Annotated in this window: 20 protein-coding genes and 1 pseudogene; 15 read left to right on the forward strand and 6 right to left on the reverse strand. The window is 62.7% G+C overall.

From position 1 onward, the window contains the following. Nucleotides 1–11 precede the first annotated feature (11 nt). Nucleotides 12–1,040 (forward strand): histone deacetylase family protein, encoded by a 1,029-nt coding sequence (locus tag PPN31114_RS12080; RefSeq protein ID WP_150679734.1) that lies wholly within the window; start codon nt 12–14, stop codon nt 1,038–1,040. Nucleotides 1,041–1,301: 261 nt separating this feature from the next. Next, on the forward strand, nt 1,302–2,372 hold the full coding sequence (locus PPN31114_RS12085) for a porin (protein ID WP_150679735.1): 1,071 nt from the start codon (nt 1,302–1,304) through the stop codon (nt 2,370–2,372). Between the two features lie 36 nt (nt 2,373–2,408). Here PPN31114_RS12085 and PPN31114_RS12090 read toward each other — a convergent pair whose 3' ends face one another. Then, the gene (locus tag PPN31114_RS12090; protein ID WP_150679736.1) at nt 2,409–3,227 is read right to left on the reverse strand and encodes an AraC family transcriptional regulator; all 819 of its coding nucleotides are present in this window, start codon (nt 3,225–3,227) and stop codon (nt 2,409–2,411) included. A 156-nt stretch (nt 3,228–3,383) separates the two neighbouring features. Between PPN31114_RS12090 and PPN31114_RS12095 the strand changes: the two genes are divergently transcribed. The 9 genes from PPN31114_RS12095 (at nt 3,384) to PPN31114_RS12135 (ending at nt 13,095) form a co-directional block, all read left to right on the forward strand. Further along, complete coding sequence (locus PPN31114_RS12095) at nt 3,384–4,376, forward strand: alpha/beta hydrolase fold domain-containing protein (RefSeq protein WP_150679737.1); 993 nt, start codon at nt 3,384–3,386, stop codon at nt 4,374–4,376. 52 nt (nt 4,377–4,428) lie between these two features. Then, entirely contained in the window at nt 4,429–5,058 is a 630-nt protein-coding gene (locus tag PPN31114_RS12100; RefSeq protein ID WP_150679738.1) for an FMN-binding negative transcriptional regulator, read from the forward strand. Nucleotides 5,059–5,214: 156 nt separating this feature from the next. After that, the gene (locus PPN31114_RS12105) at nt 5,215–6,348 is read left to right on the forward strand and encodes a C45 family autoproteolytic acyltransferase/hydrolase (protein ID WP_150679739.1); all 1,134 of its coding nucleotides are present in this window, start codon (nt 5,215–5,217) and stop codon (nt 6,346–6,348) included. 44 nt (nt 6,349–6,392) lie between these two features. Further along, nucleotides 6,393–7,262 carry an alpha/beta hydrolase gene (locus PPN31114_RS12110; protein WP_150679740.1) on the forward strand — a complete coding sequence of 290 codons (870 nt, stop codon included), beginning with the start codon at nt 6,393–6,395 and terminating at the stop codon, nt 7,260–7,262. 41 nt (nt 7,263–7,303) lie between these two features. After that, nucleotides 7,304–8,248 (forward strand): ABC transporter permease, encoded by a 945-nt coding sequence (locus PPN31114_RS12115; RefSeq protein WP_150661940.1) that lies wholly within the window; start codon nt 7,304–7,306, stop codon nt 8,246–8,248. After that, a complete protein-coding gene (locus PPN31114_RS12120) occupies nt 8,245–9,066 on the forward strand; it encodes an ABC transporter permease (protein ID WP_150679741.1) in 822 nt (273 codons plus the stop codon). The genes PPN31114_RS12115 and PPN31114_RS12120 overlap by 4 nt, the downstream gene beginning before the upstream one ends. Before the next feature lie 56 nt (nt 9,067–9,122). Continuing rightward, a complete protein-coding gene (locus tag PPN31114_RS12125; RefSeq protein ID WP_150680388.1) occupies nt 9,123–10,814 on the forward strand; it encodes an ABC transporter ATP-binding protein in 1,692 nt (563 codons plus the stop codon). Next, nucleotides 10,811–11,497 carry a GntR family transcriptional regulator gene (locus PPN31114_RS12130; RefSeq protein WP_246182520.1) on the forward strand — a complete coding sequence of 229 codons (687 nt, stop codon included), beginning with the start codon at nt 10,811–10,813 and terminating at the stop codon, nt 11,495–11,497. Before PPN31114_RS12125 ends, PPN31114_RS12130 begins: the two co-directional genes overlap by 4 nt. Nucleotides 11,498–11,562: 65 nt before the next feature. Then, nucleotides 11,563–13,095, forward strand: coding sequence for an ABC transporter substrate-binding protein (locus PPN31114_RS12135; protein WP_150680390.1), 1,533 nt, complete (start codon nt 11,563–11,565; stop codon nt 13,093–13,095). A gap of 105 nt (nt 13,096–13,200) precedes the next feature. Here the strand turns inward: PPN31114_RS12135 and PPN31114_RS12140 are convergent, their stop codons facing one another. The 4 genes from PPN31114_RS12140 to PPN31114_RS12155 form a co-directional block, all read right to left on the reverse strand. Next, nucleotides 13,201–14,286, reverse strand: a complete 1,086-nt coding sequence (locus PPN31114_RS12140) for a porin (protein WP_150679742.1) — start codon at nt 14,284–14,286, stop codon at nt 13,201–13,203. Nucleotides 14,287–14,367: 81 nt separating this feature from the next. Then, the gene (locus PPN31114_RS12145) at nt 14,368–15,438 is read right to left on the reverse strand and encodes an ABC transporter ATP-binding protein (protein ID WP_150679743.1); all 1,071 of its coding nucleotides are present in this window, start codon (nt 15,436–15,438) and stop codon (nt 14,368–14,370) included. Continuing rightward, complete coding sequence (locus PPN31114_RS12150; protein ID WP_150679744.1) at nt 15,431–17,194, reverse strand: ABC transporter permease; 1,764 nt, start codon at nt 17,192–17,194, stop codon at nt 15,431–15,433. Before PPN31114_RS12150 ends, PPN31114_RS12145 begins: the two co-directional genes overlap by 8 nt. Before the next feature lie 138 nt (nt 17,195–17,332). Further along, a complete protein-coding gene (locus PPN31114_RS12155; protein ID WP_150680391.1) occupies nt 17,333–18,421 on the reverse strand; it encodes an ABC transporter substrate-binding protein in 1,089 nt (362 codons plus the stop codon). Nucleotides 18,422–18,590: 169 nt separating this feature from the next. Here PPN31114_RS12155 and PPN31114_RS12160 point away from each other — a divergent pair, with 169 nt between their 5' ends. From PPN31114_RS12160 to PPN31114_RS12170, 3 genes and pseudogenes are all read left to right on the forward strand, one after another. Continuing rightward, complete coding sequence (locus tag PPN31114_RS12160; protein ID WP_150679745.1) at nt 18,591–19,289, forward strand: response regulator; 699 nt, start codon at nt 18,591–18,593, stop codon at nt 19,287–19,289. A 26-nt stretch (nt 19,290–19,315) separates the two neighbouring features. After that, nucleotides 19,316–20,728: a sensor histidine kinase gene (locus PPN31114_RS12165; protein ID WP_150679746.1), complete on the forward strand. Its 1,413-nt coding sequence runs from the start codon at nt 19,316–19,318 to the stop codon at nt 20,726–20,728. Between the two features lie 131 nt (nt 20,729–20,859). Next, a pseudogene (locus PPN31114_RS12170) lies at nt 20,860–22,017 on the forward strand (cysteine desulfurase family protein); the annotation flags it as partial. Here PPN31114_RS12170 and gcvA read toward each other — a convergent pair. Next, nucleotides 21,996–22,913 carry a transcriptional regulator GcvA gene (gene gcvA, locus PPN31114_RS12175; protein ID WP_150679748.1) on the reverse strand — a complete coding sequence of 306 codons (918 nt, stop codon included), beginning with the start codon at nt 22,911–22,913 and terminating at the stop codon, nt 21,996–21,998. The pseudogene PPN31114_RS12170 and the gene gcvA sit on opposite strands and share 22 nt — an antisense overlap. Before the next feature lie 125 nt (nt 22,914–23,038). On the opposite strand from gcvA, the gene PPN31114_RS12180 reads away from it, so the two are divergent. Then, entirely contained in the window at nt 23,039–23,815 is a 777-nt protein-coding gene (locus PPN31114_RS12180) for an SDR family NAD(P)-dependent oxidoreductase (protein ID WP_150679749.1), read from the forward strand. Nucleotides 23,816–23,873 lie beyond the last annotated feature (58 nt).

A 23,873-nucleotide genomic window follows, 5' to 3' on the forward strand; every position in this document is an offset into this window, starting at 1 on the left:
TTTCAGCCAGCATGCTCACCATTTACAGCGACGCACATCTGATTCACCAAGGCACCGAATGGGTGAACGGCGAGCAACATCCCAGTGTGGAATCGCCCGCGCGCGCGGCCAATGTCCTCGCATCGATTCGCGCTGCCGCGCTTGGAGAATGCCGCGTGGCCGAGCGCCATGACAGCAGTGCCTACATGACTGTGCACAGCGAGCGTTACGTCCGCTTTCTCGAAAATGCTTGGCAACACTGGCAAGCAGAAGGGCGCACGCACCACGCATTGCCGCTCGTGTGGCCCGTGCGAGGCGCGGCGCTGGAGACGGAGCCCGAGCATATCGAAGGCAAGCTGGGCTTCTACGCTGCGGACGCGTTTGCCGCCATCACATCGGGCACGTGGGAAGCCGCGCGCACCAGCGCGGACGTAGCGCTTAGTGCGATGCGTGTGGTCGCACAGGACGCGTCGAATGCGTTCGCATTGTGCCGCCCGCCCGGGCATCACGCATCGCGCGAGGCGATGGGCGGCTACTGCTATCTCAATAACGCCGCGGTCGCTGCACAGGGTTTCATCGAGCGCGGCGCGTCGCGCGTTGCCGTGCTCGATATCGATTACCACCACGGCAATGGCACGCAGAGCATTTTCGAGGCTCGCGACGACGTGCTCTTCGTGTCGATTCACGGCGAACCCGACAAGTCCTACCCCTACTACTACGGCCACGCGCAGGAGCGCGGCATCGGCGACGGCCTTGGCTACACGATGAATCTACCGTTACCGCACGGGACGGATTGGACAGGCTATCGCGTCGCACTCACGCACGCCTGCAAGCGCATTGCCGAGTACGCCCCAGATGCCGTTGTGATCTCTCTCGGCGTCGACACATTTAAAAAAGATCCGATCAGTCGCTTCGCAATGGAGAGCGAAGATTATTTGCGCGTCGGAAAAGAAATATCAAAAATCGGATGCAAAACATTATTCGTTCTTGAAGGCGGTTATTGCGTCGAAGACATCGGCGTCAATGTCAGTAATACCCTCGTTGGGTTCTCGAATGGTTAGCCGAACGCCAAGCTAAACGGGGGGCGTTAGGCCACCTAATCCCTGATTTTCCTCACATCCAGCGCGTGAAATTCGCGCCGCCGGTGGGGTGCGTTCGTCCATTTGATTTAAAGAAACTGAAAGACAAATTGGCAATTTTTCCTGTCGGCATAGCGTGGCCCGATTTCGAGATTTGATGACCTCGTTAGCGGGGCGATCAAAAAAACAGCCCCCTAACATCAGTTCCGGCAGTTTGATTTTTCACTCACAGAGAAGACCGATATGAAACATCACCTTTGCCGGCTGAGCGTGGCCTTGGGCACGCTGGCCGCACTCACTTCCGCCGCGCACGCGCAGTCGAATGTCACGCTTTACGGCATTGTCGACCTTGGCCTCGAGTTCCTCACGAACGTGCCCGGGGCCGATGGCGGCAAGACCACACTCTTACGTCAGACGTCGGGCAATATGGCTGGCTCGCGTTGGGGCCTGCGCGGCTCCGAAGACCTTGGCGGCGGCTACAAAGCGATCTTCGTGCTGGAAAACGGCTTCAGTGCAAACACCGGCGTTAGCGGGCAGAGCGGGCGAGAATTCGGCCGCAAGGCGTTCGTCGGGTTGAGCGGCGGCTTCGGCACCGTGATGCTCGGCCGTCAGCAGAACCTGCTGTACGACATCTCCATTCGTTACGACCCGATGTTCTACGCAGCGGCGTATTCCGCCTACGCGCACGATCCGTATCTCGCGGCGCGCACCGACAACACGATCAAGTACACCGGAAAGTTCGGCGGACTCACGTTCTCGACGATGTACAGCAGCGGCTACGACTCGACCATTGCCAATGGGGCGCAAGTGCCCGGGCATACGAAAGTGGGCCGTGACATGGGCGCAGGCGTGATGTACCAGAACGGTCCGCTCGACGTCGGCCTCGTCTACGACCAGCGCCAGGGTTCCTCGATCGATTCCGCCGACGATACAGCGCGGCGCGTGATCGTCGGCATTGCCTACAAGCTGCCGAACACCGATCTCTACGCGGCCTATCGCTACTTGCAACAGACGGTCGGTACCACGCAAACGCACACGCATTTGTACTGGGCCGGTGTCACGCAACATTTTTCGCCTGCATTCACGCTCTCGGGCGCGGTGTATCACACCGATGTCGTCGGCTCGGGGCAAGACCCGACGTCGTTCGTGTTGGCGCTGGGCTACTACTTATCCAAGCGCACTGACCTGTATTGGAATCTGTCTTACGCGCTCAACCGCAACGGGTCGAATCTCGGCGTCGATGGCATGGGGGTGAATGTGATCGCGGGGCAAAACCAGTTCGGCACCGTGGCTGGCGTGCGCCACCGGTTCTGACGATGGCGCAGGGCGCGCGCCTACGTGCGAGACGCTTCAGTCTTTGCCGTGGCGCGCTGCCGATGAAAGCGCTAGTCCGCCGAGGTATTCCTTGGGCGTGCGGCCCATGGCGGTGCGAAACATCGACGTGAAGGCGCTCGGGCTTTCGTAGCCAAGATCGAGCGCAATGGTCGTGACCGCATCACCTGCGGCTAGACGCGAGAGGGCCACCATCAAGCGCAATTGCTGACGCCAGAGTGAGAACGTAATGCCGGTCTCGCTACGGAACAGCCGCGTGAGCGTGCGGCGGCCGATGTTGCCTACGCGCGCCCAATCGTCGAGATCGCCGTCGTGTCCCGGCTCGGTGAGCAGCATGCGGCAGATGCGCAGCAGGCGCGGGTCTTTCGGCATGGGCAGGTGCAGTGGCACCGTCGGTGCACGGCAGATTTCGTCGACGATCAGCGACATCACACGCCCGTCGCGTCCCTGCGTTTCGTAAAGCGAGGGAATCTCGATGGCCTCCGAGATGAGGCTGCGCAGCAGGGCAGAGACTTCGATGATGCAGCAGTCGGTGGGAAGCTCCGACGATGCGTCGGGTTCGATGTAGAGCGAACACGCGAGGATCGCCTGACCCCGGCCATTGCAATTGTGCGTGACGCCAGCGGGAATCCATGCGGCGCGATGCGGCGGCACCAACCATGTGCCGGTCGCTGTCTCGATGGTGTACACGCCCTCGACCGCGAAGAGCAACTGCGCGCGCGGGTGTGAGTGTGGCGGGTCGGCGTCGAGCAGCGTGGAGTCGGAGAAATCGGACACCATGACGGCCACCGGCCGGGGCAAGTCCTGATAGTCGACGGAGTGAGTGCTTTTCTGCATGGATGTTGGCCCGATTTCGCTACTGGATGTCCCTGCACGCGAGGCGGCGAGATTTTTGGAACTCTAAAATTTTTTCGGTTCGTTGTCATTGGCATGTCATCTCGAACGTCACGACATCTGCTACCTCACTGAAACATTAGCAAGCTGAACCACGAAATGAATAAAGAGAATTACCTAGCCCTGTCCGTCGATGATGCCGTGCTGCCGGTAATCGATCCCGACATGACGCGCTTCATGGCACTGCAAAGCGAAGACGGTGCCGCGTTCGCGCGATGGGATCTCGGCACGGCCACGCAAGCGCGCGAAGCCTTCGAAGTGATTCGCCGTCGTTGGGCCAGCGGTGGTCCGCAAATGCACAGCACCGTCGAGCACCATGTGCCGACAGTTCACGGCGATGTGCGCATCCGCGTGTATTACCCGAGCGAGCGCGCAACACTGCCCGCCTTGATTTACCTGCACGGCGGCGGCTTCGTCGTCTTCAGTCTCGACACGCATGACCGTGTGATGCGCGAGTACGCGGCGCGTGCCGGTGTTGCCGTGGTCGGTATCGATTACTCGCGTGCGCCGGAAGCGCGTTTCCCGCAGGCGCTGGAAGAGATTGTCGACGCGACCCGCTGGCTGCATCGTCATGCGGAATCGCTCGGAATCGATGCGCAGGCGCTCCTGATCGGTGGCGACTCCGCAGGTGCCAACTTGTCGCTCGGCACGGCGCTTCAGCTACGCGACGCAGGCCAGTCGTTGCTGCGCGGCATGGTGTTCAACTACGGCGCGTTCGACATGATTCCGTGGCGCGATTCGTATGCGCGCTTCGGCGGCGGCGAGTATTCGCTGTCGTCGCACGACATGGTGTGCTTCGTGAATCGCTACATCAGTCATCGCGATGAGCTGTCCGATCCGCGCTGCCGCCCGATTACCGCCAATCTCGATCATCTGCCGCCAGCGTGCTTCGCCATCGCAGAACTCGACCCGCTCTACGACGAGAACGTCGAGATGGCTGAGCGACTGCAAGCCGCTGGTGTGCCAGTAAGCGCAACCGTCTACCCGGGCACCGTGCATAGCTTTCTCGAGGCAGTATCGATCGCCAGCGTCAGCGACCGCGCATTCGCCGAGCAGGCCACGTGGATCAAGCAACGGGTCGGCACCGCATGAGCCGCCGCTTCGACCTCGCGCACCTTCCCGCCCTTTGCCAACAGGATGACTGATGTACCGCCCGGAACCCTATCAAGAGAATTCCCCCGACACGCTGCGCGCGCTGATGCGCCGCTGGCCCTTCGCTGCGCTCGTGACGTTCGGCGCGTCGGGGATGACGGCAACCCATCTGCCGTTTCTGATCGACATCGATGCGCAGGGCGACACGCTACTGACCACGCATTTGTCGCGCCGCAACGCCCAGTACGACGACCTGCGCCAAGGCTGCCCGGCCATGGTCATCTTTCAGGGGCCCAGTGCCTACATCTCGCCGAGCTGGTACGACGAGAAGCGCACGTTCCCCACGTGGAACTACGCCGCGATTCACGCCTATGGCGACATTCGGGTGGTCGACGATGCCGATGGCATCAAGGACATCCTCGATCGTGTGGTCGAGACCTTCGACGGTCCCGTCGCGGGCGAGTGGACATTCGCTGGCATTCCAGCGGAGATGACGGCGCTGCGCCTGCCGAAAATCGCCGGGGTGGTGATGAAAGTCTCGCGGCTGGATGGGGCGCTCAAGCTCAATCAAGACCACAGTGATGCCGACAAGTACGGGGTCATCGCGGCGCTGGAATCGCGCGACGACGCGGGCGGGCGGGAGATTGCAGCCCTCATGCGCGAGACGTTGCGTGCGTCGTGACCGTTTGATGACCGTCAGCGTAAACCCCCACGTAAATAATTTTTTTCCCGATATTGGCGCCAATATGATTGACTAAATCATATCCGGATCTGTGCGAACAGCGCTGCCGATGGTCGCGGCGTCACAGATTCTGGCCTTCCGGAGCTTAGTCAAACGATGACGACATTCCAGCAGTTCCCCTTCATCTCGGTGAGCGGCCGCCCCTACGATCGGGGTGTGCAGTACGGCAAGTTGGCGCAAGACCGTGTGCGCGCGAGCGCTGCCATGTACGGCCGCACGATCGACGAACTCGGTTACACCGCCAGTGCCCGCGCGGCGTTGTTCAAGCATTTCGAAGGGCATATCGGCAACGTCGATTCGACCTATCTCGATGAAATGCACGGCATCGCCGACGGCGCCGGTGTGCCGTTTGCCGATATCTTGATGATCAACGCCCGCACCGAAGTGCTGGCTAAGGCCCGCGCAGACCAGGCCACCGCAGAGGGTGAAGAGCTTCAGGACGGTTGCACCGGTGCAGTGGTGCTGCCGGAGCGCTCTGCTAGCGGCAACCTGTTGCACGCGCAAAACTGGGACTGGCGTGCCGATTGCGTCAACACTGGCGTGGTGCTGCGCGTACAGCGCGACGACGGCCCCGACTTTCTGACGTTCGTGGAAGCGGGCGGCCTTGCGCGCAGCGGCATGAACAGCGCGGGCGTGTCGATTACCGCGAACTATCTCGAATCGGATCGCGACTTTAAGCAACTGGGCGTGCCGCTGGCGATTCTGCGTCGCAAAGTGCTCGATCAGCCGGTGTTCGCCAATGCGCTCAAGGCCGTGGCGACGACGCCGAAGTCGTGCTCGAACAACATCATGCTCGGTATGGCGCAAGGGTTTGCCATCGACTTCGAGTGCACCACCAACGAGGCCTTCCCGCTGTATCCGGGCGACGACAACCTGATCGTGCATGCGAATCACTGGCTGAGCCCCGTGGCGCGCACCAAGCTCGTCGATACGGGCTGCGAGAACTCGGCCGACAGCTATTACCGTGATTGGCGCGTGCGCAAGCTGCTCAACAGCACGCCGATGATCTCGCGCGACACCCTTAAGCAAGCCCTGTTCGACGACTTCGGCACGCCGTTCTCTGTGGCCCGTCCGCCGCGCGAAGGCGTGCGGCACTCGATGACGGCGTCGGTCGCGATGGTCGTGATGGAGCCGGCCGTCGGTGAAATGGACGTCGCCCCGATGCCCGCGCTCAATCGCGTCTTCACCCGTTATCGCCTCGAAGGCGAGCCCACGCTGCTCGACGCGTAAAGCTCATACAGCACACCCCAATACCACCGATATCCGCAACGACTATGTCCAAAACCACTGCAAATTCCGCCGGTTTGAGCACCGAAGCCCGTGCCCGCAACCTCTACGATCTGGGCTCGACGACGATCTTCGCGCACGCGGGCGACCCGCGCTTCGCTTATGCCCTGTATGTGCCGAAGGCCATCACGCAGCCCGGCCATCGCGTCGAATTGGTGGTGGTCGTTCACGGCACGGGCCGCCAGTTCACCAACTACCGCGATGCCTTCGCCGAGTTTGGCCGTTGGCAAGACTGCCTGATCTTGTGCCCGCTGTTCCCGGTTGGCGTGCGCGGCGATGGCAACCCCGGCGGTTTCAAGCATTTGGCGGAAGGTGATATTCGCTACGACGAAGTGCTGCTAAACATGGTCGACGAAGTGGGCCGCAAGTATGAAACGTCGTTCGACAAGTTCGCATTGTTCGGCTATTCCGGCGGCGGCCAGTTCGTCAATCGCTTCGGCTATCTCCACCCGGAGCGTCTGTGGGCGCTGTCGATCGGCGCACCGGGCTCGGTCACGCTGCTCGACACGCAACAGAACTGGTGGGTGGGGATCGGTGACATCGAGCAACGCTACGGCAAAGCCTTCGATCTCGAAACGTTGCGTCGCGTGCCGGTGCACATGGTGGTCGGTAAGGCCGACATCGAGACTTGGGAGATCACGCACCGCGAGGGCGGCCCGCACTACATGCCGGGCGCAAATTCAGCGGGTGCCAACCGGCAAGAGCGGCTCGCGTCGTTGCGCGATTCGTTCGAGCGCGCGGGCGTCGATGTCACGTTCGACGTGATCGACAACATGCCGCACGACGGCATGCAGTCGGTGCCCGCCGTGCAGGACTTCCTCGCCGACGTGCTGCGTAAAAAGCGCGCGGCGGCCTAAGCCGTCGTCCCACGCTGTCGTCCTAATTCTGGAGCGCGAACATGCTTCGTTTCCTTTTGTCCCGGATACTCGCCGCGACGCCCACGCTGTTGATCGTGACGGTGTCGGTGTTCGTGATGATCCGGCTGGTGCCTGGCGACCCCGCGCAGTTGCTGCTCGGCGATCTGGCCGACCCGGTCTCGCTCGCGGCCATGCGCGTGAAGATGGGGCTCGATCAGCCGTGGACGACGCAATTCTGGATCTGGTTCTCCGGCGCATTGCACGGCGATCTGGGCACCTCGATCACCACCGGTGAACCGGTGCGCTCGCTGGTCTGGGCGCGCTTCATTACGAGCGCGCAGGTCGTCTTGTGCGCCGTGTTGTTTGCAGCCCTTGTCTCCGTACCGGCAGGCATGATCGCCGCATGGAAGCAAAACAAGCTGCCCGATTTGCTGCTCGTGGGCGGCGCCACGCTGCTAGTGTCGATGCCTGCGTTCTGGCTGGGCCTGTTGATCTTGCTGTTCTTCGGCCTGAAGCTGCAATGGCTGCCGGTGGTGGGCTACGTCTCCATCGCCGACGATTGGAAAGCAGGCATGTTGTATCTCGTGATGCCGATTCTCACGCTGTTTCTGCATGAAATCGGCGTGCTGATTCGCATGGCGCGCGCCAGCACGCTCGACGTGCTGCGGCTCGATTACGTGACCCATGCCCGGGCGAAAGGGTTGTCGGAGCGCGCGGTGCTGATGAATCACGTGTTCCGCAATTCCTTCGGCCCGACGTGGACGCTGATCGGTCTGGTACTCGGCAATCTGCTCGGCGGGATCGCCGTGGTGGAGACGGTGTTCACGATCCCGGGGCTCGGCCGTCTGCTCGTCGACTCGATCTTTGCGCGCGACTATCCGGTCATTCAGGGGTGCTTGCTCTGCGTGGCGACCGTGTATGTCGTGGTGAACCTCGTGATCGATCTTTGCTATCCCATCTTTGATCCCCGGGTGACGGTGCAATGAGAAAACGCTACTTCTCCAATGCCACGGTTGGTGGCCTGCTGCTGGCATTCCTCGTCGTCTGCGCAATTCTGGGGGCGGTGTGGACGCCGTTCGATCCGCTGCGCATTCATTTCCCCACGCGGTTGCATCCGCCCGGCGGTGTGCACCTGCTCGGTACCGACGAGTTTGGGCGTGACGAGCTGTCGCGATTGCTCAGCGGTGCGGCGACGAGTTTCCTGATTGCATCGCTGACCGTGTTCTTCGCGATCGTGCTGGGGTGCACTATCGGCTTGCTGGCGGGGTTCGCCCGCGGCTGGACCGATCGCATCATCATGACGTTCAACAACGCCATGCTGGCGTTTCCAGGGCTGCTGCTGGCGCTCGGTCTGCTCACGATCGTGGGGCCGAATCAGTACGGCATCGTGCTGGCACTCTGCTTGGCTTATACGCCGTCGGTGGTGCGGGTGGTGCGCGGTGCAGTGATGTCGTTGCGTGAGCGCGAGTTTGTGGAGTCGTCGCGCGTGTTGGGCAATTCCGATCTGTACACGATGTTCCGTCACGTGTTGCCGAACTGCATCGCGCCGATTTCGGTGCTGGCCACGTCGATGTTCGGCTGGGTGATTTTGGCCGAGAGCGCGCTGTCGTTCCTCGGTCTGGGTGTGCCGCCGCCGGCACCCACGTGGGGCAACATGCTCGCGTCGGCGCGTCCGTTCATTTCGCAGGCGAGCTATCTGTCGATCTTCCCGGGCTTGTGCATCGCGCTCACGCTGCTGGCCATCAACCTCGCTGGCGACGCCGTGCGAGATCGTCTCGACCCACGCATGCGGGGGATGAAATGAGTCTTGCGCGTACCGAGCTCTCCGATCACATCGACTTCTCGTCAGGGTCTTCTTCGATGCCGCTTTCGTCGTCTTCTCCCGTCGCTCGAACGACCCCCGCAAAGTCGGTGCTGAGCGTCGAAAACCTCACGCTGACGATTGGTCAGGGTGGCCGTGAGATCGTCTCCGACGTGTCGTTCGACATCGCGCCCGGCGAGATTGTCGGCATCGTGGGCGAGTCGGGCAGCGGCAAGACGCAGGCGGCGCGTGCCGTGCTGCGCCTGAACCCCGAGCCGGTGGTGCGGGCAGGCGGGCGCATCGTGTTCGCGGGCGAAGACATGGCGTCCGCCAGCGTGAAGCGGTTGCGTGAATTGCGCGGCGGCAGCATCGGAATGGTGTTTCAGGAGCCGATGACTTCGCTCAATCCGTCGATGACCATCGGGCGGCAACTGGGCGAAGCGCTGCGTTTGCATCGGCCTAAGATGTCGGCGGCCGAGCGTAACGAGCGCATTCTCGACATGCTGCATCGCATCGGCATGCGTGACCCCAAGGGCGCGCTCAGCGCTTGGCCGCATGAGTTTTCGGGCGGGATGCGTCAGCGCATCATGCTCGCGTCGGTGATGCTGCTGGCCCCCGCGCTACTCATTGCCGACGAGCCGACCACTGCGCTCGACGCATTGGTTCAGCGCGACGTGCTCGAACTGCTGGTCTCGCTTACCCGCGAACACGACACGGCGGTGCTGATGATCAGCCACGACCTGCCGATGGTGGCCCGCTACACCGAGCGCATGGTGGTGATGGAGCGCGGCAAGGTGGTGGAGCGTGGGACGACCGCGCAAGTGCTGGCAGCGCCGCGCGAACCGTACACACGCAAGCTGCTCATGGCGATGCCGCACCGGCTGCCCGCGCGCGAGCCGATCACGCTAGCCCCCGTGGTCGACGTGAAGGGGCTTTCCGTCGAATACGCGGGCCATCAGCGGCTCTTTGCTAAAGCGCAACGCAAGCAGGCGTTGAAAGACGTGAGCGTTCATGTCCGCCCGGGCGAAGTAGTTGCCGTGGTCGGCGCCTCAGGGTCCGGCAAGACGACGCTGGGCCGCACGATTGCCGGACTGATCAAGCCGTCGGGCGGCGAGATTCTGTTCGATGGCCGCGCCATTCATCGGTCCGACGCCGCATGGCGTGAGTACCGCCTGAACTGCCAGATGGTGTTTCAAGACCCAAGCGCGTCGCTCAATCCCAGAATGACCGTGCGTCAGTTGGTGGGCGAAGGGCTGCGTCACGTCTCGGGCCTGTCGCGCGCGGACGTGCAAAGCCGTGTCGACGAAGTTCTGACGGAAGTCGGGCTGGAACCGGCGCACGGGACGCGCCTGCCGCATGAACTCTCCGGCGGACAGCGCCAGCGCGTGGCGATTGCCCGTGCCATCGTGCGGCGTCCGTCGTTCGTGATTGCCGACGAGCCCGTCTCGGCGCTCGACGTCACGGTGCGTGCGCAGGTGCTGGAGGTCTTCGCCAAGCTCCAGCGCAGTCACGGCTTCTCGTGTCTGTTCATCAGTCACGATCTGGGCGTGGTGGAGCAGTTGGCCGACCGGGTCATCGTGATGCGCGATGGGGCGATCGTCGAGCAGGGAACGCGCGACGAGGTGTTCGATTCGCCCCGGCACGAATACACTCGCGAGTTGCTGCGCGCGATCCCGATGCTTACGCCCACGTCCGGTGGGGGTGTCGCGCTGCGTCAGCGTTCGTGTGGACCGGAGACATCGACATCGTGAGTACCGAAAAAAGCGCACAAAACCTTGTGGACCGTATCGTCCAGGACATTCAGGCGGGCATTCTCACGCCCGGCAGTTGGCTCAAGCAAATCGACTTGCAGACGCGTTACGACGTCACCCGACTGGAGGTGCGTCGCGCGCTGGATCAACTGACGGTCATGCGCGTGACGGCCCATGTGCCGAACTGCGGCTATCACATCGAGTCGATCGATGAGCAGCGGCTGTACGACATTCGAGAAATGCGCGTCATCGTCGAACTCGGGGCGGCCGCCGATCTGATCGATCACGTAACACCGGCCCAGATAGTCCGCCTGCGCGAGTTGGCGGCACAGTTCCACGCACTCACTTTCGACGGCACGGTGCTCGATATGCACCCCGTCAACGCCGAGTTTCACGGCTTGCTGTACTCGGCCTGCCAGAACAAGGAACTGCCCAAGCTGATTCTGGAACTGCGTACGCGCATGCCGTCGGTATTGGCCACGCAGAACCGCACACGCGCGCGTATCGAAGCCTCGGCGCTGGAACACTTCGCCATCGTCGATGCCGTCGAAGCGCGCGATCTCAAAGCCTTGCAACGCGTCATCGCCGCGCACGTGCGGCAACCGGCCACACCAGCCAAGTCCGCCAGTGCCGGTAAGTCGTGCAGCACCGTCAAAACCAAGTCGTCCGGGGGAAAGAAATGAGTGATCGTTTGTTGTCTGGCTGGCAGGTAATTAGCAACATTCCGGGCGTGCGCGCCGTGGGGGCGATGGCACTGGCCGGTGCGTTGTGTCTGCCGGGCATGGCTGTCGCGCAGACACAAACGCTCAACGTTGCGCTGGCGGCCGACATCCGCTCGACGGACCCCGGCGTGAATCGCGACGACATGACCGACGCCGTGGTGTTGCACGTGGTCGAAGGGCTGGTCGGCTATCGCGAGAACGGCACGGTCGCGCCGTTGCTGGCCGAGTCGGTCGATGTCTCCAAAGACGGCATGACGTACACGTTCAAGCTGCGTCGCGACGTGCACTTCCACAACGGCGCAGCGCTCACGTCTGCCGATGTGCTCTGGAGTTGGCAGCGCTATACCAATCCGAAGACGGGTTGGGCGTGTCTGGATGAGTTCGATGGCCGCAAGGGGTTGAAGGTGACGAAGGTCAGTGCGCCGGACGCATACACCGTGGTCATGCAACTCAACCGCCCCGCCAGTCTGTTTCTCGATACGCTGGCGCGCACGTATTGCGGCATGACGGCCGTCATCAACAAAGCCTCGGTGAAGCCCGACGGCACGTGGGACAAACCCATCGGCACCGGGCCGTTCAAGCTGACGGAGTGGAAGCGCGGCGAGTACGTGCTGATGTCCGCCTATACCGGCTACAAGTCGCCGCCGGGCAATCGACCGGATGGCTATGTTGGCGCGAAGGCACCGCTGGTCGACACATTGAAGTTCGCCATCGTGCCCGATACCGCGAGCGCTAAGGCAGGGCTGCAATCGGGGGCGTTGTCGGTCGCCCGCGTAGCACCTTCGGACGTGGTGGAGCTTCAGGCCGACAAGCGGCTGAAGATCATCGTCGGTCAGTTGGCGTCGAAGAACGCGCTGCTGATCCAGACGCGCGATCCGGTCGTCGGCAATCAGAAGCTGCGTCAGGCCATCGCCGCCTCGCTCGATATTCCGCAGATCGCCGAGGCGATTTCAGAGGGCCACGGCGGGCCGAATTCATCGGCGGTGCCGACGACGTCGTCGTATTACGACGCGACACAGAAGAAGGGCTACACCTACGATCCGGCGCTGGCCAAACGTCTGCTGAAAGAGGCAGGCTACAAGGGCCAGAAGATCGTGATCTTCGCTAACAAGCGTGTGAATGTGCCGAGCTACACCATTGCCGTGATCGCGCAGGCCATGATGCAGGCCGTGGGCATCAACGCGGTGATCGAAGTGCTGGAGTGGACGACGCAACTGGATCGCTATTACAGCGGCGCGTATCAAATCAGCTCGTTCTCGTATTCGTCGCGCATCGATCCGGCGTTGAGTTACGAGCAATTCTCGGGCGACAAGACGAAGCAGCCGCAGAAGGTCTGGGATGATCCGCGCGCGCTGACGTTGATCGATCAGAGCCGAGAGGAAGCCGACCCGGTCAAGCGGCAGGCGATGTTCGATCAACTGCACACGATGATGCTCGATCAGGTACCGCTGATTCTGCTGAGCAACGGGATGGAGCCTTGGGCCGTAGGCCGCAAGGTGGAAGGCTTCTCGGCTTGGGAGGGCAAGCCGCGCCTGTGGCAGACGCGACTCGCGAAATAAAAAAAGGCGACGGCCCGGCGTGCGCATTTGGCGGTACCCCCCGCCGTTGCCAGGCCGTCGCTTGAGGAAAACGTCAGCGAGACGTTCGAGACATTTTTAGCGCGATCAGAAGCGGTGCTGGATACCGGCGGTCACGCCGACTTGGTTGTCGGCCGCACCGGTCAGGTCACGCGACAGGCTGACCTTCTGGCCGTGCTTCGCAAATGCGTAGCCGCCCGAGAGGTACAACGAGGTGCGCTTGGACATCGCGTATTGCGCACGCAGCGAGATCAGCGTCGGATCGGCGTCGCCCGCGTCCTTGATGTCCTGATGGTAGATCGCGGCATACAGCGTGAACGCCGGGGTGAAGTCGTACGAACCGCCCAGCCAGTACATATCGCTGCGCAGCGACGCCGTGCCTGCCGTGATGAACGTCTTCTTGTAGTTGCGATACCCGGCCATGATCTTCGCGGGGCCAAAGCTGTAGCTCGCGCCTGCGTGAATGCCCTGAATGTAATCGGTCGTGTCGGCGGGGCTCGCGCTCGTGCCTGCGCCGTTCTGGCGGTCGTACGTGGCAACGACTGCGAACGGGCCGTTTTCGTAGCCGATGCCGAAGTCGTACTTCGAGCTCGTCTTCATGCTGCCCGGCACGTTGCCGAAGCCGTACATGGCGCCGAGCTTCAGGCCGTTGAATTCGCCGTCGTAGCGAACGGCGTTGGCCGAACGCGAGAACAGACCGTCTTTACGGCCGCCCGTGGCCGTGGAGCTGGTGGCCCACGAATAGTTCGGTGCGTAACCCATCGGGTCGAACGGGAGCATGAAGTCGTACGTGGTGGTGAACGTACGGCCGAGGGTGACTTGTCCCCACTTCTTGTGCGCGAGACCGACAGTGGCGCGGCGATCGAAGATGGCGCCGGGGCCGTCGTCGAACTGCCCGTTGGCCACGTTGATACCGCTTTCCAACTGGAACACCGCCTTGAGGTCGCCGCCGAGGTCTTCGCTGCCCTTGAAGCCGAAGCGCGACGTGTTCTTGCCGCCGGACACCGCACGCGCGGCGCCGCCGTTATCGCTGGCGTGGTTCACGTATTCCACGCCGGCGTCGACGATCCCGTAAATCGTCACGTTCGATTGCGCGTGCGCCTGGCCGGCCAGCGCCGCGCCCAGCACACCGAGTGCCGTCGTCGCGGCCAGACCGATACTGCTTCGTTTCATTGTTGTCTCCTCTTTCTTCTGTTTCTCTTGGGGTTGCGCGGGAGAGCGCCCGCGCGTCGCTTGGGGTGAACTCGAGTGGGCTTACGCGTTCGATTGCGCGAATGCCCAGCAGTCGTTGGCGGGGAATTCGACCCAGTGGTGGCCGGGGTCGCGTGGCACGTGACCGAATGCGCGGAAGCGCAGCGCGCCGCAATGGAACAGGTATTCCCAGCGGTCGCCCAGATACATCGACGTGACGAGTTGCGCGCCCACGCGGTTGTGACCGGGGCCGTCGGCGACTTGCACGCGCTCAAGGCGAATCACCGCTTGTGCGTCCTGACCCGGCGCCAGCGTGTCGCGTGCGCGTGCCTGCAAGGAGAAACCGTCGCCCGCGAGCGTGACGAATTCGCCGTCGATGGCGCTCACGGTCGCGTCGATGCGGTTGTTGCTGCCCATGAATTCCGCCGTGTAAAGCGAGCGCGGCGAGCCGTAGAGTTCGGCCGGGGTGCCTTCCTGTTCGATGCGTCCGTTGCGCAGCAGCAGAATGCGATCGGACATCGCCATCGCTTCGGTCTGATCGTGCGTCACGCACAGGGCCGAAAGCCCCAGCGAGACGATCAGTTCACGCAGCCACGCGCGGGCTTCTTCGCGCAGCTTGGCGTCGAGATTCGACAGCGGCTCGTCGAGCAGAATGACCGGCGGGTTGTAGACGAGGGCGCGTGCGATGGCCACACGCTGCTGCTGGCCGCCCGACAACTGGAACGGGAAGCGCTCAGCAAGATGACCGAGACCGAGTTGGTCGAGCGCGCTTTGCACGCGCTCGCGGCGCTCGGCGGCACCCACTTTGCGCAGCTTCAAGCCATAGCCGACGTTGTCGGCCACCGTGCGGTGCGGCCAGAGGGCATACGACTGAAACACGAGACCGAGCGAGCGTTGTTCGACGGGGCAATCGATGCCCTTTTCGCCGTCGAAGAAGACTTGATCGTCGAGCGCGATGCGACCATCCGACGGTTGTTCGAGACCGGCGACGGCACGCAGGAGCGTGGTCTTGCCGCTGCCCGATGCGCCGAGCAGACAGACGACTTCGCCAGCTTTGAGTTCGAAAGACACGCCCTTGAGAATGGGGTTGGTGCCGTAGCTCAGAAAGAGGTTGTCGACGACGAGCTTATCCATGCAATTTGACTCCGAAGCGCAACGCCACGCCCAGACCGGCGCCGACCATCGCGATGTTGATGACAGAGAGCGCGGCCACTTGATCGACCGCGCCGGTCGCCCACAGCGACACCAGCAGCGAACCGATCACTTCGGTACCCGGGGAGAGCAGATACACCGCAGTGGAGTACTCGCGCTCGAAGATCATGAAAATGAGCAGCCAGGCAGCGAGCAGGCCGAAGCGCACGAGCGGCAGGGTGACGTCGAGGCTCACGCGGCTGCGCGTGCCGCCAACGCTGCGCCCGGCTTCTTCCAACTCGGGGCCGACTTGCAACAGCGCGCTCTGGATGAGCCGCATGCCGTAGGCGAGCCACACCACCGTGTAGGCCACCCAGATGCTCCACATCGAGTTCTTGAGTTCCTTCAAGCCCGGCACGAACAGGAAGATCCACAGGAACGCCAGACCCGCCAGCAGACCCGGCACGGCGCGCGGCAGCAGCACGAGATAGTCGAGCAGCTTGGCTGCCCAATCGTTGCGGCGATGACCCGCGAAGGCCACGAGCGAATAGAAGCCCACGGCCATTGCGCCGCCGATCACGCCGATACCCAGCGTGTTGAGAATGGCGCGCACGAGGTTGTCTTGTTCGAACAACTCTTCGAAGTTGGCGAGCGTGAGCACTTCGCTCAATGCGACGCCTTCGCCCCAGTGCGTGACAAACGAGCGCAGCACGATGCCTGAGATCGGCACGACCACCGTCACGAGCAGCCACGCGACGACGGTACCCAGCGCAATCCAGCGCCACACGCCCAGCGGCAGCACGGTTTGACGCCCGGCCTTGCCCTTGACCGTGACGAACTTGTTGGCGCGCTTGAGCAGGTGGCGTTGCAGCAGCACGAGCGGGAAAGTGATCGCGACGATGCACATCGCCACGGCCGCCATCAGGTGATATGAGGGCACGCCGAGCTTGTTGGTGAGCTTGTACAGATAGGTCGCCAGCACGAGGTGACCTTCCGGGTCGCCCAGCACGAGCGGCAGACCGAACACTTCGAAGCCGAGGAAGAACACCAGCACGCCCGCGAACAGCAGTGCAGGCATGGTCATCGGCAGGCTCACGTCGAGTGCGACGCGGAACGGGCGCGCACCGGCGACGCGGGCGGCTTCTTCCACGTCCGAGCCGAGGTTGCGCAGTGCAGCCGACGAGTAGAGATAAACGTGGGGCACATGCGTGAGGCCCACGATCACGGTGATCGCGAAGATCGAATAGACCGACCACGGTGCGTCCATGCCCGTGAGTTCGCGGAACCACACCGAGTAGAAGCCCACCGGGCCTGCGGCCACGACGTAGCCGAACGCGAGCACCATCGGCGAGACGAACACCGGCGTGAGCAGCAGCGGTTCGAGCCAGCGGCGGCCCGGCAGGTCGGTGCGCACCATCAGGAACGCGAGAATGCCGCCGAGCGGGATCGAGATGAACAGCATCCCGAACGCGATGATGAAAGAGTTCTTCACTGCCGACCAAAAATCGGGGTCGGTGAAGATGAAGCGATAACCGTCGATACCGAATGTGCGGCTCGCGTCGAAGAACGGCGCCGAGAGCAGGCTCTGCAAAACGATGAACGACAGCGGCAGCAGCACAGCAATTGTGAGCACCGCGATAACGAGCCAGCGCGAAGTGGCGGCGAGTGCGCGCCATGGCGACGCGACGAGATGGGGCACACCGCTGCGCGAACGCGCGGGCGGCACCGCAGAGCGGGAGTCGGTGGTAGACGACAGCATGAAGGTCTCCCTGCGCCACGCAGGGCGCATATCAGGAATTAGGGGGAACAGTCCCTAGGGGAGAGGCGGGCCGCGTGCGCGGCCCGCCGGCATTACTGGTGCATCAGGGGTGCATCAGAGTGAGTGCGCAGGGGGCGATCAGCGCTTGATCGACTGCTGCCAGCGCTTCAGGAATTCGAGGCGCTTCGATTGATCGAGATAGACGAGCAGGCCTGCACCGATCGGAATCGGCTTGAGGGCGGCGCCCAGTTGCTGCGTGAGGTTCGCCATCGAGGTTTCGCCTTCCACATCGGCGCGAATCGAGAACAGGTTGGCCTGGTTCGCCAGCAGCGTTTGGCCGCGCTTCGAGAGCAGATAGTCGACCCACAGCTTGGCGGCGTTGACGTTCTTCGCCTTCTTCGAGATGGTGACCAGACGGCTCACGACTTGCGTGTAATCACGCGGGTAGACGTAACCGATGGACGGGTCTTTCTTCGCCTTGGCGAACGCGTACGAGCCGAGAATGTTGTAGCCGATCAGGTTCTCGCCCGACGAAATGCGCTCCATCATCGCGCCCGTGCTCGATTGCAGTTTGGGGTTGAGTGCGCCCATCGCGCCGACGAGTTCCCACGTCACTTCGGGGTTCACACGCGCGTCTTGCGTCAGGTAGTTGAAGCCCACGCCCGACTTTTCGATGTCGTAAGTCGTGACCTTGCCTTTGAACTTCGCCGGGTCGGATTGCAGCAGCTTGATGAGCTCGACGCGCGTTTGCGGCACTTGATCGGCGGGCAGAAGGCGCTTGTTGTAGACGATGGCGAGCGGCTCGTAAGTCGTACCGTAAGCCTGCTTCTGGTACTGCGCCCATTGCGGGATGTGCGTCGATTCGGGCGACTCGTAGCTTGCCATCGTGCCGTCGTTCACCAGCTTGACCTGAAGGTCCATGGCCGAGCTCCAGAGCACGTCGGCGCTGGTGCTGTTGGCGGCGTATTCGCTGATGTAGCGGTTGTACAGCTCGGTGCTGTTCATGTCGTTGTACTCGACCTTCACACCGTAGAGCGCCTCGAAGTCTTTGATGAGCGGGCGCACGAGGGCCGTGTCGGTCACCGAATACACGATCAGCTTGCCTTCTTTCTTCGCGCCGTCGATGGTGGCCTGATAGTTCGCCGGGTAGCCGGCGGGCACTTGGGCGTGAGCGGCGGGTAAGGCGCTCGCGAAGAGTGCAGCGGCGGCCACGCAGGCGCCGAGCATTTGCGTTTGCTTCATGTCTTCCTCCAGAGACCCCTTGAACGGGGTTTGTCGTTTTCGCGTGGCGCATGGTAATTTGCCGAAACTTTCAATTCGCTTTCGATTCCGTGTCGAATCCGGCCCATGAGCGTTTTTTCGGGTCATGGATTTCCCTAGGGTCTGGTCCAGTTTCATGCGTATCCTGCTTGTCGAAGACAATCCGAGTCTGGCCAAATCGCTCACCGAAGCGCTGACGCAGGCGCATTTCGCCGTCGATTGCATGCACGATGGCGAAGCCGCCGATCACGTGCTGCGCACGCAGGAATACTCGCTCGTCATCCTCGATTTGGGCTTGCCGCGTCTCGACGGGCTGGAGCTGCTGCGCCGGCTGCGTCAGCGGCGCAACATGGTGCCGGTGATGATTCTCACGGCGCACGGCTCGCTTGAAGACCGCGTGAAGGGGCTCAATCTCGGCGCGGACGATTACCTTTCAAAGCCATTCGAACTCGATGAGTTGGAGGCGCGTGCGCGTGCGCTGATTCGCCGTTCGCAGCGTCATGAGAGCGCGGATGTGGCTTGCGGGCCGCTCGTGTTCGACGGAGTGGAGCGCAGCTTCCGGCTCGACGGCGAACTGCTGGCCCTGACCAAACGCGAACGCGCGGTGCTCGAAGTGCTGATTCTGCGTGCCGGGCGGGCGATCAACAAAGAGGCGCTCTCCGAGAAGCTCTTCGGTATCGACGAATCGGTGAATCCGGACGCCATCGAAATCTACGTCTACCGGCTGCGCAAAAAGCTCGAAGGAAGCGGTGTCGCCATCGTCACGCTGCGCGGGCTCGGCTATCTGCTCGAAGCCAAACCCGACGCGGCGCCCCCGCTGCCGACAGCCTCGTAGTCGCGCACTCACTTCTTCCATCCCCGATGCCGCAACCGAATCTTCGCCGCCAACTGGCGCTATGGCTGCTGTTCCCGCTGCTCGGGCTGCTCGCGCTCGACACGTGGCTCACGTATCAGCGCGCGATGAGTGCGGCCAATTCGGCATTCGACCGCTCGCTCGAGTTCTCGATCAAGTCGATTCGCGAGGGTACGCAACTCATTGACGGCGAGGTGCAGGTCAATCTGCCGTATCTCGCGCTGGAGATGTTCGAATCGGATCGCGGCGGCAAGATTTATTACGTGATTCGCGAAGACGGCAAGCGGGCGGTCACGGGGTATCACGATCTGCCGTTACCGCCGCCGGACGTCACGCCGGAGCCGTATCACTCGGTGTTCTACGACGCGGCCTATCGCGGCGAATCGTTGCGCATGGGGGCGCTGCGGCTGCCGGTGCACGACGTGCCGAACGCAAAGACGCGTGTCGTGTGGATCGTGGTGGGCGAGACCACCGAGTCGCGCCATGAGCTAGCGCGTCAGATTTTGACGGGGGCGTTGCAGCAGGAGGTGCTGCTCGTCGTGTTGGCGCTGGCCATCGTGTGGCTGGGCGTGACGCGTGGCTTGCGCCCGCTCAACCGGCTGTCAGCGAAGGTGGCGGCGCGCAGCGAAGACGACACGACACCGCTCGATAACGTCGACTTGCCGACGGAAGTCGAGCCGCTGGTGGAGTCGATCAATCAGTACGTGGGGCGCGTCGGGCGTATGCAGGCGTCTCGTCAGCGCTTCTTTGCCGACGCGGCGCATCAGTTGAAGACGCCGCTGGCCATCATTCAGGCCGAGTCGGAGCTGACGCTGCGCGAGACGCTGAGCGCCAGCGCGCGGGAGCGCGTCGAGCGTCTGAATCTGGCGGTGAAGCAGGCGGCGAAAAGTGTTCGACAGTTGTTGTCACTGTCTCGGTTGGAAGCCGACGTTGGCGCACCGGCGACCAAAGTGCCGCTGCGACTCGATGCGCTCGCACGCAGCACGACATTGGATTGGTCGCCCGTTGCACGTTCGCGCGGCATCGATCTCGGGTTTGAAAACGACGGCACTGTCGAAGTGCTGGGCCAGCGCGAACTATTGGCCGAGATGTGCGGCAACTTGATCGACAACGCGATTCGTTATGCAGGCGACGGCGCGGTTATTACCGTGCGCGTCGATGCGATTGCGGGGGCGGCGGTGCTGCATGTGGTCGATAACGGTCCGGGCATTCCTGCGCATGAGCGGGACGCGGTGTTTCAGCGGTTTTATCGCAGCGAGACGACCGGGCAGGCGGTGGACGGCTCGGGGCTCGGACTGGCTATCGTGCGCGAAATTGCACGCATGCACCGGGCGGAAGTCTCGCTGGCGGATGCTCCGGGCGGCGGGCTGGCCGTTACGGTGCGGTTTCCCGGGTTGGATGCGCCGCTCACTGGGGTGTAGAAGGAATTTCCCCGGGTATCTGGATTTTAGGAATGAATTTGCCGTGGATGAGGAATTTGCGAGTGATTTCGCAAGCCTTTTCCCTGTTGTCGCGCGTACGATCGATGCACATTTTTGCAGGGAACCCGATCATGCGCGAAAAAGAACAACTTCATTACTTCGATTACGCAGCCACCACTCCGGCCGATGCGGCCGTGATTGCCGCGATGGCAGACTGCCTTGGCGTGGACGGCGTGTTCGGCAACCCGGCGTCGAGTTCGCACGCCGCAGGCACCAGCGCCCGGCGGCTCGTGGAGCGCTCGCGTGCGCAGGTGGCGGCGCTGATCGGCGCAGACGCCGTTGAGATCATCTGGACCTCTGGCGCCACCGAATCGAACAATCTCGCGCTCAAAGGGTTTGCCGAACTGGCGCAGGCCCGTCCGCACCTGATCACCAGCGTGATGGAGCACAAGGCCATTCTGGACACGACGGCGTATCTGGAGAAGCGCGGTGTGCCGGTCACGTACGTGACGCCGTCGGCCACGGGCGAAATTACCGCCGATGCTGTGGCGGCGGCCATGCGCCCGGACACGGGGCTGGTGTCGCTGATGCTCGTCAACAACGAACTCGGCACGTTGACCGATGTGGCGGCCATCTCGAAGGTGGTGCACGCCGCTGGCGCGCTGTTGCATGTTGACGCCGCGCAGGCATTGGGCAAGACGCCGATCGACGTGAAGGCCATGGGGATCGATATGCTGTCGATGTCCGCGCACAAGGTGTACGGGCCGAAGGGGATTGGCGCGCTGTTCGTCGCCAAGGACGTGATGTCGCGTATTGCCCCGCAGATTCACGGTGGCGGTCATGAGCGCGGTTTGCGTTCAGGCACGCTCGCTACGCATCAGATCGTCGGCATGGGCACGGCTTGCGAGCTGGCCATGCGCGGGATGACGGTGGATAACGAGCGCATCGCCAAGTTGAGCCGACGCTTGCTCGATGGGGTGCTGCCGCTGGGCAATGTGACGCACAACGCCGCGAGTGCACGTCGCATTGCGCACACGCTGAGCCTTACGGTGAATCACCCGGGGTTCTTCACGTTCATGCTCAATACCAATCTGGCGGTCTCGTCGACGTCGGCCTGCAACTCGGCATCGGGGCAACCGTCGCACGTGTTGAGTTCGATCGGACTGGACAGCGAAGCCGCAAGACGCACGGTGCGCGTGAGTCTTGGGCGGTTTACCGACGAAGCATCGGTCGATTTCGCCATCGCCTGTTTCGAACGCGCGCTTTGTCAGTGTCGTGCGTTGGCGGCTTGAGTTAGCCACTCGCGAAATGCCGCCAGCCTGGGCAACGTGGCGCATTCGGCGCGATAGACGATGTAGTACGCAAGCGGTGACGAACAATCGACATCGGGAAATAGCCGGACCAGCCGCTGCGCCGCGAGATCGTCTCGCACCAGCACGCTGCGCGCCAGCGCGATGCCGTGGCCGTCGATGGCCGCTTGCAGCACTGCCGCCGAGTTATTGATCTTCAGACCGGTGCGCGTGGGCACGCCCGACACACCCGCGCGGACCAGCCACGACGGCCACGTGACAAATCCCTCGTCTTTGTCCACCGAGAGATCGTGAATCAACGGCATGCCGCGCAGATCCTCCGGGTGCTGTAGCGCCGGATGTTCGCGAAGCCACGATGGGGCGCAGACCGGAAAGACCTGCTCGTCCATCAACTTCTCTGCCACGAGTCCGGGCCAGTGCCCCTGACCGTAACGCACCCCGATATCGATACCTTGTGCAACGAAGTCGGCCAGCTTGAGGCTGGTGTCGAGCCGCACATCGGTGTCTGGCCATGCGCTCTGAAAGCTGTCGATGCGGGGCAGCAACCATTTCGCCGCAAAGGCGGGGCTCACCGTGACCGTCAGCACACCGACCGCTGAGCCCTCGCGCAATTTCGCAAAACCCAGATTGAGCCGGTCAAATCCGTCGCGAATGTCGGGTAGCGCTCGCTGCGCCGCTTGCGTCGGCACGAGTCGCGCGCGCCCGGTGTTGCTGCGCTCGAACAGCGGCACGCCCAGCCATGCTTCGAGACTGCGCACCATTTGTCCCACGGCGGCGGGCGTGACGTTCAATTCGGCAGCGGCCGTAGAAAAACTCTGATGCCGTGCGCTCGCTTCGAACGCCCGCAATGCATTGAGGAAGACCGGTGCTTTCATGATGGAAAGATTTTCTTTCAATGCGACGCAGAATAACTGATTTGTGAAGACATCGCCGGACGCCAACAATATCTCCATCAAAAGGCGTGTTTTTAGTAACCGGCAGATTTTCAGGAGTCAGCAAAATGCAAAGTTTTTCTTCCAAGGTGGCGATTGTTACGGGTGGCGGCTCGGGGATCGGTAAAGAAGTGGCGACGCGGCTCGTGGCTGCGGGTGCCAAGGTCGTGATCGGCGGGCGTGACGAGGCGAAGCTTGCCGCCGCCGCTGCGCAAATCGACGCGAGCGGGGCGAATGTGCGCTATCTCGCGGGAGACATCGCGAAGCCTGCCACGGCCGAGGCGCTGGTCGCATTGGCGACGTCGGCATTCGGCGGTGTCGACATTCTTGTGAACAATGCCGGGGTGTTCCGCCCCAAGGCGTTTCTTGAGTTGAACGAGGCCGAATACGACGGCTTTCTCGACATCATTCTCAAAGGCAAGTTCTTCATGGCGCAAGCCGCCGCCAAGGCGATGACGCAGCGCGGCGGCGGTGCCATCGTGCAGACGGGCTCGCTGTGGGCCTTGCAGGCCATTGGTGCGACGCCTTCGTCGGCCTACTCGGCGGCGAATGCCGGTGTGCACGCGCTGACGCGCAATCTGGCGATCGAACTCGCGCCGCTCGATATCCGCATCAACACGGTGGCACCCGCTGTGGTCGAGACGCCGGTCTACAACACGTTCATGAGCGATGACGAGGTGAAGGCCACGTTGCCCGCGTTCAATGCGTTCCATCCTCTTGGGCGCAACGGCCAACCGCGCGATGTTGCCGAGGCGATTCTGTTTCTCGCGTCGGATGCGGCGTCGTGGATTACGGGCACCGTGCTGCCGGTAGATGGGGGCGTGATGGCGGGACGTCAGGCGTGAGTTGATCTATCGCAAGTTGACGAATATTCAACGCGCGTCGCCCTGAGGGGTCAAAGTC

This window comes from Pandoraea pneumonica, from assembly GCF_902459645.1.
GTDB classification, from domain to species: Bacteria; Pseudomonadota; Gammaproteobacteria; order Burkholderiales; family Burkholderiaceae; genus Pandoraea; species Pandoraea pneumonica.

Bases quoted from the DNA above. Each gene is read 5' to 3' on its own strand.
- PPN31114_RS12110 (WP_150679740.1), top strand. From the start codon at position 6,393: ATGTCCAAAACCACTGCAAATTCCGCCGGTTTGAGCACCGAAGCCCGT.
- PPN31114_RS12090 (WP_150679736.1), bottom strand. From the start codon at position 3,227: ATGCAGAAAAGCACTCACTCCGTCGACTATCAGGACTTGCCCCGGCCG.
- PPN31114_RS12145 (WP_150679743.1), bottom strand. From the start codon at position 15,438: ATGGATAAGCTCGTCGTCGACAACCTCTTTCTGAGCTACGGCACCAAC.
- PPN31114_RS12160 (WP_150679745.1), top strand. From the start codon at position 18,591: ATGCGTATCCTGCTTGTCGAAGACAATCCGAGTCTGGCCAAATCGCTC.
- PPN31114_RS12125 (WP_150680388.1), top strand. From the start codon at position 9,123: ATGCCGCTTTCGTCGTCTTCTCCCGTCGCTCGAACGACCCCCGCAAAG.
- PPN31114_RS12085 (WP_150679735.1), top strand. From the start codon at position 1,302: ATGAAACATCACCTTTGCCGGCTGAGCGTGGCCTTGGGCACGCTGGCC.
- PPN31114_RS12095 (WP_150679737.1), top strand. From the start codon at position 3,384: ATGAATAAAGAGAATTACCTAGCCCTGTCCGTCGATGATGCCGTGCTG.
- PPN31114_RS12165 (WP_150679746.1), top strand. From the start codon at position 19,316: ATGCCGCAACCGAATCTTCGCCGCCAACTGGCGCTATGGCTGCTGTTC.
- gcvA (WP_150679748.1), bottom strand. From the start codon at position 22,913: ATGAAAGCACCGGTCTTCCTCAATGCATTGCGGGCGTTCGAAGCGAGC.
- PPN31114_RS12155 (WP_150680391.1), bottom strand. From the start codon at position 18,421: ATGCTCGGCGCCTGCGTGGCCGCCGCTGCACTCTTCGCGAGCGCCTTA.
- PPN31114_RS12140 (WP_150679742.1), bottom strand. From the start codon at position 14,286: ATGAAACGAAGCAGTATCGGTCTGGCCGCGACGACGGCACTCGGTGTG.
- PPN31114_RS12080 (WP_150679734.1), top strand. From the start codon at position 12: ATGCTCACCATTTACAGCGACGCACATCTGATTCACCAAGGCACCGAA.
- PPN31114_RS12115 (WP_150661940.1), top strand. From the start codon at position 7,304: ATGCTTCGTTTCCTTTTGTCCCGGATACTCGCCGCGACGCCCACGCTG.
- PPN31114_RS12105 (WP_150679739.1), top strand. From the start codon at position 5,215: ATGACGACATTCCAGCAGTTCCCCTTCATCTCGGTGAGCGGCCGCCCC.
- PPN31114_RS12135 (WP_150680390.1), top strand. From the start codon at position 11,563: ATGGCACTGGCCGGTGCGTTGTGTCTGCCGGGCATGGCTGTCGCGCAG.
- PPN31114_RS12100 (WP_150679738.1), top strand. From the start codon at position 4,429: ATGTACCGCCCGGAACCCTATCAAGAGAATTCCCCCGACACGCTGCGC.
- PPN31114_RS12150 (WP_150679744.1), bottom strand. From the start codon at position 17,194: ATGCTGTCGTCTACCACCGACTCCCGCTCTGCGGTGCCGCCCGCGCGT.
- PPN31114_RS12180 (WP_150679749.1), top strand. From the start codon at position 23,039: ATGCAAAGTTTTTCTTCCAAGGTGGCGATTGTTACGGGTGGCGGCTCG.
- PPN31114_RS12120 (WP_150679741.1), top strand. From the start codon at position 8,245: ATGAGAAAACGCTACTTCTCCAATGCCACGGTTGGTGGCCTGCTGCTG.